Origin of the sequence: Streptomyces sp. NPDC001532 (assembly GCF_040298625.1) — a bacterium.
Lineage (GTDB): Bacteria > Actinomycetota > Actinomycetes > Streptomycetales > Streptomycetaceae > Streptomyces.
The window spans coordinates 406,788-419,871 of record NZ_JBEPAL010000001.1 but is presented as its reverse complement, the minus strand read 5'-3'; the positions used below and the strand labels follow the sequence as shown (position 1 = coordinate 419,871).

The 13,084-nt window shown below is 72.0% G+C and carries 11 protein-coding genes; 5 read left to right on the top strand and 6 right to left on the bottom strand.

Annotation, left to right across the window (positions count from 1 at the left end; translation table 11 throughout):
* Positions 1-11 precede the first annotated feature (11 nt).
* Positions 12-1,454 carry an NsdA family TPR-like regulatory protein gene (locus ABT232_RS01865; RefSeq protein WP_351834398.1) on the bottom strand — a complete coding sequence of 481 codons (1,443 nt, stop codon included), beginning with the start codon at positions 1,452-1,454 and terminating at the stop codon, positions 12-14.
* A 296-nt stretch (positions 1,455-1,750) separates the two neighbouring features.
* Between ABT232_RS01865 and ABT232_RS38410 the strand changes: the two genes are divergently transcribed.
* The gene (locus ABT232_RS38410; protein WP_450871651.1) at positions 1,751-2,350 is read left to right on the top strand and encodes a hypothetical protein; all 600 of its coding nucleotides are present in this window, start codon (positions 1,751-1,753) and stop codon (positions 2,348-2,350) included.
* Positions 2,351-2,417: 67 nt separating this feature from the next.
* Entirely contained in the window at positions 2,418-3,281 is an 864-nt protein-coding gene (locus ABT232_RS01855; protein WP_351834395.1) for a spermidine synthase, read from the top strand.
* A gap of 10 nt (positions 3,282-3,291) precedes the next feature.
* Here ABT232_RS01855 and ABT232_RS01850 read toward each other — a convergent pair whose 3' ends face one another.
* The gene (locus ABT232_RS01850; RefSeq protein WP_351834393.1) at positions 3,292-3,837 is read right to left on the bottom strand and encodes a hypothetical protein; all 546 of its coding nucleotides are present in this window, start codon (positions 3,835-3,837) and stop codon (positions 3,292-3,294) included.
* 141 nt (positions 3,838-3,978) lie between these two features.
* Here ABT232_RS01850 and ABT232_RS01845 point away from each other — a divergent pair, with 141 nt between their 5' ends.
* The 3 genes from ABT232_RS01845 (at position 3,979) to ABT232_RS01835 (ending at position 7,795) form a co-directional block, all read left to right on the top strand.
* The gene (locus ABT232_RS01845) at positions 3,979-4,821 is read left to right on the top strand and encodes a response regulator transcription factor (protein WP_450871652.1); all 843 of its coding nucleotides are present in this window, start codon (positions 3,979-3,981) and stop codon (positions 4,819-4,821) included.
* On the top strand, positions 4,818-6,221 hold the full coding sequence (locus ABT232_RS01840) for a HAMP domain-containing sensor histidine kinase (protein ID WP_351834390.1): 1,404 nt from the start codon (positions 4,818-4,820) through the stop codon (positions 6,219-6,221). The genes ABT232_RS01845 and ABT232_RS01840 overlap by 4 nt, the downstream gene beginning before the upstream one ends.
* A 110-nt stretch (positions 6,222-6,331) precedes the next feature.
* Positions 6,332-7,795, top strand: a complete 1,464-nt coding sequence (locus ABT232_RS01835) for a glycoside hydrolase family 18 protein (protein WP_351834387.1) — start codon at positions 6,332-6,334, stop codon at positions 7,793-7,795.
* A gap of 129 nt (positions 7,796-7,924) precedes the next feature.
* On the opposite strand, the gene ABT232_RS01830 is transcribed toward ABT232_RS01835, so the two are convergent.
* From ABT232_RS01830 to ABT232_RS01815, 4 genes are all read right to left on the bottom strand, one after another.
* Positions 7,925-9,376 (bottom strand): GH1 family beta-glucosidase, encoded by a 1,452-nt coding sequence (locus tag ABT232_RS01830; protein WP_351834384.1) that lies wholly within the window; start codon positions 9,374-9,376, stop codon positions 7,925-7,927.
* 117 nt (positions 9,377-9,493) lie between these two features.
* The gene (locus ABT232_RS01825) at positions 9,494-10,396 is read right to left on the bottom strand and encodes a carbohydrate ABC transporter permease (protein ID WP_351834382.1); all 903 of its coding nucleotides are present in this window, start codon (positions 10,394-10,396) and stop codon (positions 9,494-9,496) included.
* A gap of 11 nt (positions 10,397-10,407) precedes the next feature.
* Positions 10,408-11,427 (bottom strand): carbohydrate ABC transporter permease, encoded by a 1,020-nt coding sequence (locus ABT232_RS01820; RefSeq protein WP_351834380.1) that lies wholly within the window; start codon positions 11,425-11,427, stop codon positions 10,408-10,410.
* A 5-nt stretch (positions 11,428-11,432) separates the two neighbouring features.
* Positions 11,433-12,752, bottom strand: coding sequence for an ABC transporter substrate-binding protein (locus tag ABT232_RS01815; RefSeq protein ID WP_351834377.1), 1,320 nt, complete (start codon positions 12,750-12,752; stop codon positions 11,433-11,435).
* Between the last annotated feature and the right edge of the window lie 332 nt (positions 12,753-13,084).

Sequence of the window (13,084 nt, the reverse complement as noted above, 5' to 3'; positions counted from 1 at the left end):
TGTCGTGCCGGTCAGGCCGTCCGCGGCAGCCCCGCGTGGCGGTCCAGGAACGCGGACACCCCCGACGCCCGCCGGTGCGGCAGCAGCACCCGCGCGGTGCCCGCCAGCATCGTCTGGACCCGGGACGACTGGACCTGGTCCAGGAGGTCCAGCACCCGCATCCCCGCCTCCGCCGCCTCGTCCGGCCGCCCTCCGCGCGCGAGGTCGTCGGCCAGCTCCGCCGTGTACAGCGCGGTGTTCCGCGTGAAGTGCGGGTCCTGGAGCCGGGCCGCCCGCCCCGCGTGTCGCGCCGCCCGCCGCCAGTCGCCCAGCGTCGACCAGCACTGCGCCTCCAGACCCTCCAGTTCGGCCTCTCCGTAGAAGCTCATCCACTCGGGGTCGGCGTCCGAGGGGCCGCGCTCGAAGAGGACCTGCGCGCGCGTGAGGGCCTGTTCGCAGCCCGCGCGGTCCGCGAGCCCGGCCCAGCCACCCGCCTCGCGCAGCGCCAGCAGCGACATCAGCCGGGGCGAGCCGAGGGGGCGTGCGATGCGCTGCGCGGCCTGCGCGGCGCGCACCGCCTCCCGCGGCCGTCCGGCGTCCCGGGCGAGGAACGCCGTGTTGCAGAAGGCGTGCGCCTCCAGCGCGTCGTCGCCGGTCATCCGGGCGGTCGCCAGCGCCTCCGCGTAGTGCGAGCGCGCGTCGTCGTACCGCCCGGAGTCGTGCGCCAGCCAGCCGACGGAGATGGCCAGTTCACCGGCGCCCGAATGCAGCCGGTCGGCGGTCGTCTGCCGGGTCGTGCCGGCGTCCAGCAGCGCGTAGGCGGCGCGCAGCGGGGCCGCCGCGCGCCGGTAGAGGCCGTCGGCGCCGTGCCGGTCGTCGAGCAGCCGGATCCGGCGCACGGCGTCTTCCAGGGCGCTCGCCTCGCTCGCGCCGACGCGGTGGACGGGGCGCTGCGCGGCCGCCGCGTCGTGGGCGAGCCCGAAGGGGCCCAGCGAGGCGGCGGCCACCGTGGCGCCTCCGCCGGTCATGAATGCGCGACGCAGCACGTCGCTCTCCTCGTAGTTGATGTGCGTGTCGTACGGGTCCTGCGGGTCATACGGCCGAACCGCCCGGCGGGTCTCACCGGTGGTGCGCGCCGGGCTCGGGTCGTGCGCGGGGGGCGGGTCCGCGGCGGTGCGCGCCCCGCGTCCGCGCACGGACGAGCGGGGAGCGAACCCCAGGTCGGTGAGCGTGCGTCCGGGGAACATGTGCAGGAACACCCGCTCATAGGCGTAGTTGGGGCAGCGGATCTCGCCCGCCTCCACCCGGCCGATGTAGCGCGCGTCACAGCTGACCCGCTCACCGATCTCACGGGCGGCCCGCCGGACCGCCGCCGCGAACTCGGCGGGTGACCGCAGGCCGCGCAGCTGCCGGAAGGCGAGGTTCGGCCGCGGGGGCCGACTGGGCTGGGACGAGGTCACCGTTGACGACGCCATGGCCGGGTCCTCTCGTGCGAACCGTCGAACCATGCCGGAATCCTGGCGAGTTGACCGATGCGCCCTGTTGCTGGCTTTATCGGCGTCAGGCCCTGTTTCCGGCGGGCAAGAACGTACCTGCTGTCGCGGGTTCGCCACGCAGTGTTTAGCTACAAACCGGATATCTCCTCCACGATCTGCCATGAACTGCCATCCTTTGCGGCGCACTTCCGCCGTAGCCGTTGACGGCCGCCCGCGTTGGACCCGTCGGACCGGGAGCCGCCCGACTCCCGACCCACACGCCCAAGGAGGGTTCCGTGGTGAAGGCCGGGATGGCGACCAGCCAGAGCATCGCTTCTTCCGTACCGCTGCCCACGCCGCAGGCCGCGTGGGACCTCGTGACGGTGCCGGCCCGGCAAGGGCTGGAAGCGGTCGACATCCTGCGACGCGGGCCCGGCGACCGGGTCGGTCCGGTCCTGCACGACGACCACGGCGACACCCTCGGCTTCCTGGTGCCGCCGGGCACCGCGGCCGGCTGGGACGTACCCGGCAGCACCTGCACGGAGACCGACGGCCGGGGCCTGAACCTCGGCTCCCTCCTCGAACTCCCGGCCACCGGCGACGGCAGACCCGACAGCACCGGACGACCCGACTGCGCCGACAGTCCCGTCGGTAGCAACAGCCCCGGCAGCCCCGGTGGCATCAGCAGCCCCCAGAACACCCGAAGCACCGGCAGCACCGCCACCCACCCCGCCGCCCCCGAGGCCTCCGAGGCGCCAGAAGCCCCGCGGCGCACCGAGTGCACCTGCTGGCTCCTCCCGCCCGGTGAGGCGGACCTCGCGACCGACCCCGCCGTGCTGCGCCGGGCCCTGGGTGAGGCGGCCCGGATGATCGAGGCGGCGGACAGCTGCCGCTGAGCGGCGGGCGGCCGGCGGCGACCGGGTGGCCGACCGCGCCACCGCCGTCGCCCCCGATAATGGCCGTATGGGCAAGTCCAGGAACTCCCGGCGGGCGTCGGCCGCCGCCGATGCCGTCGTCGAGACCGTCGACGGCGGGCTCGCGCAGCTGATACCCGACCGCGACCGGGCCTGGACGCTGCTGATCGACGGCGCCCCGCAGTCGCACGTCGACCTGGACGATCCGACGTATCTGTCCTTCGAGTACCAGCGGCGGCTCGGCCACGTGATCGACCTCGCCGCCCCGCCCGGCAAGCCGCTGACCGCCGTCCACCTCGGCGGCGGCGCGTTCACCCTCGCCCGCTACACCGCCGCCACCCGCCCCCGCTCCACCCAGCAGGTCGTCGAGCGGGACGCGGCCCTCGTCCAACTGGTCCGCCGGGAGCTGCCCCTGGCGCAGAACGCCCGGATCAGGGTGCGTTCGACGGACGCCCGCGAGGGGCTCGCCAAGGTGCCGGACGGCTGGGCCGACCTGGTCATCGCCGATGTGTTCAGCGGCGCCCGCACCCCGGCCCACCTCACCTCGACGGAGTTCCTGGACGACGTCCGCCGGGCTCTGAAGCCGGGCGGCCTGTACGCCGCCAACCTCGCCGACGGTCCGCCCCTCGCCCATCTGCGCGGCCAGATCGCCACCGCCGCCGCCCGGTTCGCGGAACTCGCGCTGGTCGCCGACCCGGCCGTGCTGCGCGGCAAAAGGTTCGGCAACGCGGTCCTCGTCGCCTCCGACCTGCCCCTGCCGGTCGCCGAACTCACCCGCCGCGCCGCCTCCGACGCGCAGACCGCCCGGGTCGAGCACGGCAGGGCGCTCACCGACTTCACCGGCGGTGCCGTCCCGGTCACGGACGCGGCGGCGGTCGCCTCGCCCGCGCCGCCGGAATCGGTGTTCCGCTGAGCCGGCCGGCTCAGTAGGTGCCGATCTCCACCCGCGGCGGGCCGTCGTGCCAGGTGCAGAAGGCCGACACCCGCTCGGCACCGGAGGTGAACTCCACCCGGATCCACGTCTCCGTCTTCCACACCTGCATCGACCAGCCCGCGTCCGGCGTCGCCGACACCAGCGTGGCGGAGCTCTCGCCCAGGTCGAAGACGGCCCGGCCGCCGTCGGTGGTGTAACTCCTGACCCGGCCGGAGCCGGCGGCGGTGGAGGCCGCGGGGGTCGCGCTGGGGCTCGCCGCGGGGGTCCGGGTCGGGGTCGGGTCCGGGGTGCGGGCGGGCGACGGGACGGTGCTCGCGGACGGGCGGGCGCTCTGCGAGGGCTGCGGCCGCCGGGTGCTCGCCGAGGTCGCCGGAGACCGCTCCGGCGCGGTCGTCCCGGCCGACAGCACCGGCACGGCGCGCGGCGGGTCGTAGGCGGTACCCGCCATCACCGAGTGGACACCCCACCATGACAGCGTGGTCGCCGCGCCGGTGGCGAGCGACCAGGCCAGTACGTGTACGACTCCTCTGAGCATCGCGGGCCATACTGCCCCACCACCGCCACCTCTGTCCCACCGGTCACGGCCACCGCCCGGGCGGCCGACGGGTTTTCCCCAGCGCACGAGTTGTCCACAGGGCTCGGACCGGTGCCGCCCGCATGGCGTACGGTGCGGCGCATGGCAAGTGTGCTCGTGGTCGAGGACGACCAGTTCGTACGCTCGGCGCTCATCCGGCATCTGACCGACGCCGCACACACGGTGCGCAGTGTCGGTACGGCGCTGGAGGCGCTGCGCGAGGTCGCCCATCACCGTTTCGACGTGGTCGTCCTGGACCTCGGACTGCCCGATCTGGACGGGTCCGAGGCCCTGAAGATGCTGCGCGGTATCACCGACGTCCCTGTGATCATCGCCACCGCCCGGGACGACGAGGCGGAGGTGGTGCGGCTGTTGAACGCCGGCGCGGACGACTATCTGACCAAGCCGTTCTCCGTCGAGCACCTGTCCGCGCGGATGGCCGCCGTGCTGCGCCGCTCTCGCGCGAGCGCGGGCGAGGCACCGCCGTCCCCGGTGCTCCGGGTGGGCGGCCTGACCGTCGACCCGTTGCGCCGCCAGGCCGAACTGGACGGCGTCCGGCTCGACCTGACCCGCCGCGAGTTCGACCTGCTCGCCTTCCTGGCGGGCCGCCCCGGCGTCGTCGTGCCCCGCAGGGAACTGCTCGCCGAGGTGTGGCAGCAGTCCTACGGCGACGACCAGACCATCGACGTCCATCTCTCCTGGCTGCGCCGCAAGCTGGGCGAGACGGCGGCGCGGCCCCGCTATCTGCACACCCTGCGCGGCGTCGGCGTGAAGCTGGAACCCCCGGCCGCGGAACCCCCCGCCGCCGCCGAGCCCTCGGCCACGCAGCCCTTGGGAACACATCCCCTGGCAACACAGCCCTTGGCCCCGCAGCCCCCGGCAATGCAGCCCCCGGCCGCACAGCCCCCGGCCCTGTGGCCCCCGGTCATGGAGCCCCCGCGATGAGGTGGGCCCTGGTCAAGGTCTCGCTCGCGGTGACGGCGATGGTCGTGGTGGCCTTCGCGCTGCCGCTCGGGCTGGTCATCAAGGAGATGGCCCGCGACCGCGCCTTCTCCGACGCCGAGCGCGACGCCGCCGAGATCGCCCCCGCGCTCTCCATCACCACCGACAGCACCCAGCTCGAACGGGCCGTCGCCTCCGCCGGCTCCCACGCCGGGATGGCCGTCCACATACCGGCCCCCGACGGCGGCACCCCGGTCGAGATCGGGCGGCAGCGGGCCGCCGACGCGGACATCGCCGCCACCCGCAAGCTGGGCCGCGCCTCCACCGCCGAGGTGCCAGGCGGATCGGCGCTGCTCCAGCCGGTCGCGCTCAGCTCGGGCAAGTTCGCCGTCGTCGAGGTGTTCATCCCCGACACCGCGGTCACCAAGGGCGTCGGCACGGCCTGGGCGGTCCTCGCCGGCGTCGGCCTCGCGCTGATCGTCGGCTCGGTCGCCGTCGCCGACCGGCTGGGCGTACGGATGGTGCAGCCCGCCCAGCGGCTGGTGAACGGGGCGCGCGAGCTGGGCGAGGGCAAGCTGGGCGCCCGGGTGCCCGAGGAGGGGCCGACCGAACTGCGGCTCGCCGCGGTCGCGTTCAACTCCATGGCCGACCAGGTCGTCCAGCTCCTCGCCAACGAGCGGGAGCTGGCCGCCGACCTCTCGCACCGGCTGCGCACCCCGCTGACCGTGCTGCGGCTGAACGCCGCCTCGCTCGGCGACGGCCCGGCCGCCGAGCAGACCCGGGCCGCCGTGGCCCAGCTGGAGCGCGAGGTCGACACCATCATCAGGACCGCCCGGGAGGCCAAGCCGCAGACCGCGGCGGCCGGTCCGGGCGCCGGATGCGACGCGGCCGAGGTGGTGCGCGAGCGGATGGCGTTCTGGTCGGCGCTCGCCGAGGACGAGGGCCGCAAGGTGCGGCTGGCCGGGGTCGACCGGCCGGTGCGCATCCCCGTGGCCCGCGCCGACCTGGCCGCCGCGCTGGACGCCCTGCTCGGCAACGTCTTCCGGCACACCCCGGAGGGCACCGCCTTCGCGGTCGACGTGCACAACGGCGAGGACGCGGTGATCGTGCTGGTCTCCGACGCCGGCCCCGGCATACCCGACCCCGAGGCGGCGATGGCGCGCGGCCGGGGCTCCGGCAGCGACGGTTCGACCGGCCTGGGCCTGGACATCGTGCGCCGGCTCGCGGAGTCGACCGGCGGGGACGTGCGGATCGGCGCCTCGGTGCTCGGCGGCACGGAGGTGCGGATCTGGATCCAGCTGGACGGCCGGGAACCGGTGCGCGGCGGCCATCGCGGCGCGATGCGCAGACGCCGCCCGCGCAGAGCGGCCGCCACCTTTAACCGCTCCCGATCCCTTCCTTAAGCGCACCCTAAGATCCTCGACCCCGGCCCGGATCAGGAACTTTGTCCGATTCCGGATCGCTAGCGTGCTGCCGCACCACACCCCCCGTGAACAGTGAAGGCAGGCACGCGATGAGCACGCACCGGCGCAGGATCAGTGGCAGGAACAAGGCGATCGGTGGTGTGGTCGCCGCGGCCGTGGTGGGCGGCGGGGCCTTCCTGTTCACCGGCACCGCGCAGGCCGCCGGCGTCGGTGCCGCCTACACGAGGACCAGCGACTGGTCCACCGGGTACACCGGGCAGTACGTCGTCACCAACGACACCGGTCAGGTGAAGGCCGACTGGACGCTGGAGTTCGACCTGCCCGCCGGGGCCGAGCTCAGCTCGCTGTGGAACGGCGAGTCGAGCGTGAGCGGACAGCACGTCACCGTGCGGCCGCCCGCCTGGGACAAGGACGGCCTGGCCGCCGACGAGTCCGTCACCGTCGGCTTCGTCGTCAACGGCACCGGCGACCCGGCCGGCTGTCTCATCGACGACACCAAGTGCTCCACCGACGAGGCCGCGACCCCCGAGCCGACCGGCCGCCCCACGACCGCCCCGACGCCGACCCCGACCGCCACGACCCCCGCCCCCTCCCAGACGGCCACCCCCACGGCCACCGCCACGCCGAAGCCCTCGGAGAGCACCGGCAGCGGCACCCCCGCCACCGCCGGCTTCGCCCCGTACGTCGACACCTCGCTCTATCCGGCCTTCGACCTGATCGGCACCGCCGAGGCCACCGGCGTGAAGGACTACAACCTCGCGTTCGTCACCGACGGCGGCGGCTGCATCCCGAAGTGGGGCGGCGTCACCGACCTCGCGAACGACGCGGTGGCCGGGCAGATCGGCGCGCTGCGCGCCAAGGGCGGCGACGTCCGGGTCTCCTTCGGTGGCGCCGCCGGCACCGAGCTGGCCACGGCCTGCTCCTCGGCGGACGCGCTCGCGGCGGCGTACGAGAAGGTCGTCGACGCCTACCAGCTGACCAAGGTCGACTTCGACGTCGAGGGCGGGGCGCTGCCGAACACCGCCGCCAACACCCGCCGCGCGCAGGCCATCGCCGAGCTCCAGCGGCAACACCCCGGCCTGGACGTCTCCTTCACCCTGCCGGTCATGCCCGAGGGCCTGACCCAGGACGGTGTGAACCTGCTGGCCGACGCCAGGAAGAACGGCGTCGAGATCGACACCGTCAACATCATGGCGATGGACTACGGCCCGGCGTACAGCGGCGACATGGGCACCTACGCCGAGCAGGCCGCCACCGCCACCCAGGCCCAGATCCGCGGCGTCCTCGGCCTGTCCGACAGCGCGGCCTGGAAGACGGTCGCGGTCACGCCCATGATCGGCGTCAACGACGTGACCACCGAGATCTTCAAGGTCGACGACGCCACCCAGCTGGTGAACTTCGCCAAGGCCAAGGGCCTCGGCTGGCTGTCCATGTGGTCCGGCACCCGTGACAAGCAGTGCGACGGCGGCGCGAAGAACTACGCGGACGCCACCTGCAGCTCGATCGTCCAGGACAAGCACGCCTTCACCAAGGCCTTCGCCGCCTACAAGTAGGCCCGTCCTCCCCATCCCACCCGAGGAAGACCCCTCCCGAGGAAGACCCCTCCCCGGGGAAGCTCCCTCCCCGAGAAACGCGGGGCGCGACACCCCCCACGGTGTCGCGCCCCGCCCCCTTTCCCGGGGTCAGGCGGTGATCTCCACCACCGGCGGCAGCACACCGGAACGCGCCGCCTGCCCGTACCACAGGGCGCTCGACTTCGGCGTCCGCTCCAGCGTGGCGTAGTCGACGTACACGGCGCCGAAGCGCTTCTCGTAGCCGTACGCCCACTCGAAGTTGTCCATCAGGGACCACAGGTAGTAGCCGCGGACATCCGCGCCGTCGGCGATCGCCCGGCGCACGGCCGAGAGGTGGCCGTGCAGGTAGGAGATCCGCTCCGGGTCGTTGACCCGGCCGTCGGCGTCGGGCTTGTCGTCGTAGGCCGCGCCGTTCTCGGTGATGTACAGCGGCAGCCCCGGGGCCTCGCGCGTGTAGCGCATGATCAGCTCGTGCAGGCCGGTCGGGTCGATGGTCCAGCCCATCTCGGTGCGGTCGCCCGGCGTCTGGTGGAACGCCACGTCGTCCGCGGCCGGCCACGGCGAGTGCTCGCTCGTGCCGTGCCCGTCGGCCCGCGGCCCGCCGTCCGCCGGGTCCGCCGCCGACACCAGGGTCGGCGTGTAGTAGTTGAGCCCGAGCGCGTCCAGCGGCTGCTTGATGATCGCCAGGTCGCCGTCCTGGACGTGGGACCAGTCGGTCAGCGACGAGGTCGCCGCGATCAGCGTCTGCGGGTAGGCGCCGTGCAGGATCGGGCCGTGGAAGACGCCGTTGGCCAGGTCGTCGATCTTCTGCCGCGCCGCCAGGTCCGCCGGGTTCTGCGAGACCGCGCGCACCACCGAGGAGTTGAGGGAGAGCGCGACCGAGTTGCGGGCCGGCATCACCGAGCGCAGCGCCGTCGTACCGAGGCCGTGCGCCAGGTTCAGGTGGTGCGCGGCGCGCAGGGACGCCGCCGGCTCGGTGCGGCCCGGCGCGTGCACCCCGGAGCCGTAGCCGAGGAAGGCGCTGCACCACGGCTCGTTGAGGGTGATCCACTGCTCCACCCGGTCGCCCAGCGCCTCGCCGACGATCTGCGCGTACTCGGCGAAGCGGTACGCGGTGTCGCGCTCCGGCCAGCCGCCCGCGTCCTCCAGCTCCTGCGGGAGGTCCCAGTGGTAGAGCGTGACGGCCGGCTTGATGCCGTGCGCGAGCAGCTCGTCGACCAGACGGCGGTAGAAGTCCAGGCCGACCTGGACGGCGGGGCCGCGGCCGGTGGGCTGCACCCGGGACCAGGAGATGGAGAACCGGTAGGCGCTCAGGCCCAGGTCCGCCATCATCGCCACGTCGTCGCGGAAGCGGTGGTAGTGGTCGACAGCGATGTCACCGGTGTCGCCGCCGGCCGTCTTGCCCGGCGTATGGCTGAAGGTGTCCCAGATCGACGGGGTCCGGCCGCCCTCCCGCACCGCACCCTCGATCTGGTACGCGGAGGTCGCCGCGCCCCACAGGAACGAAGGGGGGAAGGACACGGAGTCAGCCGGGATCACCGGATTCACGGGCTCAGACATGGAAGCGCTCCCATAGGGGTCGTGGAGACCGACGTTCGGAAAAGAGTGGGGGAGGGGTGGAGAGAAGAGAGACAGGGGCCGAGGCTGCGGTGACCCGGCCCCCGGAGAATGCGGACGTCAGCCCTTGACCGCGCCCTGCATGATGCCGCCCACGATCTGCTTGCCGAAGATCGCGAAGACCAGCAGCAGGGGCAGCGTGCCCAGCAGGGCACCCGCCATGATCAGGGACTGGTCGGGGGTGTAGCCGCGACCCAGGCCCGCCACTGCGACCTGCACCGTGGGATTGCCGGTCTGCGTCAGCACCAGGAACGGCCACAGGAAGTCGTTCCAGGTCTGCACGAACATCAGCATGCCCAGCACGGCCATCGCGGGCCGCGCGGTCGGGAACACCACGTGCCACACCACGCGCCAACTGCTCGCGCCGTCCATGCGGGCGGCCTCGATGATCTCGTCGGGCAGTGCCTGCAGCAGGTACTGGCGCATGAAGAACACGCCGAACGCGCTGACGAGCGACGGCAGGATCACCGCCTGGAGCTGGTCGGTCCAGTCCAGCTTCGCGACCATCATGTACAGCGGGATGATGCTGAGCTGCGGCGGCACCATCATGGTCCCGACGACGATCAGCATCAGGGCGTTGCGGCCCTTGAAGCGCAGCTTGGCGAAGGCGAACCCGGCGATCGTCGACAGGAAGACGATGGTGGCCGCCGAGATCCCCGCCACGATGGTGGTGTTGAGGAACGCCTCACCCAGGTTGGCGTCGGTCCAGGCGATCTCGAGGTTGTCGAAGAGGTTGGCGCCGAACCAGAACGGCGGCGGGCTCTGCGCCAGCCGGTTGTTGTCGCGGGACGCGGCGATCGCCGTCCACACCAGCGGGAACAGCGAGCCGATGGTGAACAGGGCGAGGATCACGTACGCGACCGGCCCGGCGTGCAACTGCCCGCCCGCGCGCGCGGAGCGCGGACGCCGTACGCGCTTCGGCTCCTTCACTTTCGGATCCGGGGGAGTCAGTGTCGTCGTCACGGCCGGTTCTCCTAACTACTGGCGCGCAGCCGGCGCGAGATGACGTAGTTGACGATCCCGATCACGATGAGGATCAGGAACATCGTCCAGGCGATGGCGGAGGCCCGGCCGAGGTGCTGGTTCACCCAGCCCTGCTCGTACAGGTACAGGCCGAGCGTCTGGAACTGGTGCTGGGATCCGCCGGAGGCGCCCTTGTTGGCGTCGAAGAGCAGCGGTTCGGCGAAGAGCTGGGAGGCGCCGATCGTCGACACCACGACGGTGAACAGGATCGTCGGGCGCAGCGACGGCAGCGTCACATGGAGGAACTGCTGCCAGCGGTTGGCGCCGTCCAGGGCCGCCGACTCGTAGAGGTCCTGCGGGATCGCCTGCATCGCGGCCAGGTAGATCAGCGCGTTGTAGCCGGTCCAGCGGAAGATGACGATCGTGGACACCGCGATCTGCGAGTACCACTTCTCGTTCTGCCAGTCGATGTTGTCGATCCCGACGGCACCGAGCGCCCAGTTGATCATCCCGTAGTCGCGCCCGAACAGCAGCACGAAGACCAGGGAGGCCGCGGCGACCGAGGTCGCGTACGGGGCGAGCATCACGACCCGGTAGAAGGTCGAGGCCCGCAGCTTGTAGTTGAGGATGTGGGCGAGGCCCATCGCCATCAGCAGCTGAGGGACGGTGGAGATGATCCCGATGGTGAGGGTGTTGCGCGCCGCGTTCCAGAAGAAGTCGTCGTCGAAGATCCGCGTGTAGTTGCGCAGCCCCACCCAGTTCATGTCGGTGGGCGCGGTCAGCTCCACCTGATGCAGCGAGGCCCAGCCCGTGTAGATCAGCGGGAACAGGCCGAAGGCGACGAAGAGCAGGAAGAACGGCGAGACGAAGGCGTACGGGCTCCAGCGCACGTCCCGCTGCCAGCGGCGGGACAGCCGGGCCCGCCGGCGCTGCTCCTGCTCGCCGAGGGCGGGATCGCCGGCCGGGCGGCCCGGGGCCGCGCCCCCCTCCTTGGAGGGGGCCGCGGCGGCGGTGTCGTGCCCAGTGGTCATACGGGTCACTGGTCCAGGTTGTTGTCGATGGTCTTCACGGCGTTCTCCCAGGCCTCCTGGGGCGACTTGCCCTGGGCGACCAGGATGACGCCGTTGTCGGTGAGACCCTGCTGGACGATCTGGTCCTTCGGGCCGATCACCTGGACCGGGGCGTTCTTGGCGGCCTCGGCGAAGATCTCGCCGATCGGGGAGTCACCGGTCATCTCGTTCTTGGCGCCGGTGACCTCGGGCATGGTGTACGCGGCCGGGGTGCTCGGGAAGCTGCCCTGCACCTTGAAGAGCTTGGCCTGCTGCTCGGGAGCGGTCAGCCAGGCGGCGAGCTTCGCGGCCTCCTCGGTGTTCTTGCCGGACTTCGGGACGGCGAGGAAGGAGCCGCCCCAGTTGCCGGACTTCGGCGCCTGGGCCACGTCCCACTTGCCCTTGGACTCCGGCTTCGACTTGCCCTTGATGGTGCCGAGCATCCACGGCGGGCAGGAGATCGCGGCGAACTTGCTGTTGGCGATCGTGGTGTCCCAGGCGGGCTGGAACTGGGTCTGGTTGCCGACCAGCCCGTCCTCGGCGGCCGCCGCGGTGAGGTCGAAGGCGTCCTTGACGGCCGGGTTGGTCTTGTAGATGACCTTGCCGGAGGAGTCGTAGAACCGCTCGGTCTCACTGCTGAGGATGGCGTTGATCAGGCCGCCGGGGGAGTCCATGAAGGTGGTGCCCTTGGGCGCCTTCTTCTGGTAGTCGCGGCCGACCTCGACGAACTTCTTCCAGTCGCCCGCCCAGAGCTTGCCGACCTCCTCGCGGTCGGTGGGCAGTCCGGCCTCCTCGAAGAGGTCGGTGCGGTAGCAGATGGCCATCGGGCCGACGTCCGTGCCGAGGCCGACCGTCTGACCGTCCTTGGTGGTGGCCTGCTGCCACTTCCACTCCAGGTAGTCGGCCTTCTTGCCGTACTTCGACAGGTCGAGCAGCTTCGTGGACTGGGTCGCGACGACCTCGGCGATGTTGCCGACCTCGACGGCCTGGATGTCCATCAGACCGCTGTTGGTGGTGAGGTGGTTGACGAGCGCCGGGTAGTAGTTCTCGTTGCGCTCGACGACGTTCTCTTTGATCGTGACGTCGGGGTTGAGCTTCATGTACTCGTCGTAGAGACCGGCTTCCTTGAAGCCCATGGTCCCGAAGAGTCCGAGCGTGATGGTGGTCTTGCCGCTGCCGTCGCCGCCGTTCGACGAGCCCGACTCGTTGTCGCCGTCGTCGGCACAGCCGGCCAGCAGCCCGGCTCCCAGCGACGCTATGGCCGCGAGGACGACCGCCTTGCGGCGGGTACGGGTTGATGCTCGCATTGGGTCCTCCAGTTGCCCTGACGTGCCGACCCCCCGGCCAGAAATACTTCGTTGTCCCGTTGTGCGTGATACTGCGCGGGTGTTTCCGTGGTGCTGTGTGACGCTGCGGCTCGGGCGGGGAACGTGCGGGTTGTGTATGTGCCAGGTAGTGTGGGAGCGCTCCCATCGGTGATGTGTTGAAGATTCGTGGCTCCGGGCGGGGGTGTCAAGGGAGCGGACGCGGAGAGATGCGTTCAGTTATCGGCCTGTTAACTGGAATCCTCGCCTCGGGATCTCTCCGGTCCGTCGACACCGGGGGGTCGAGGCACTGTTACATTCCAGGCCAACGGGTG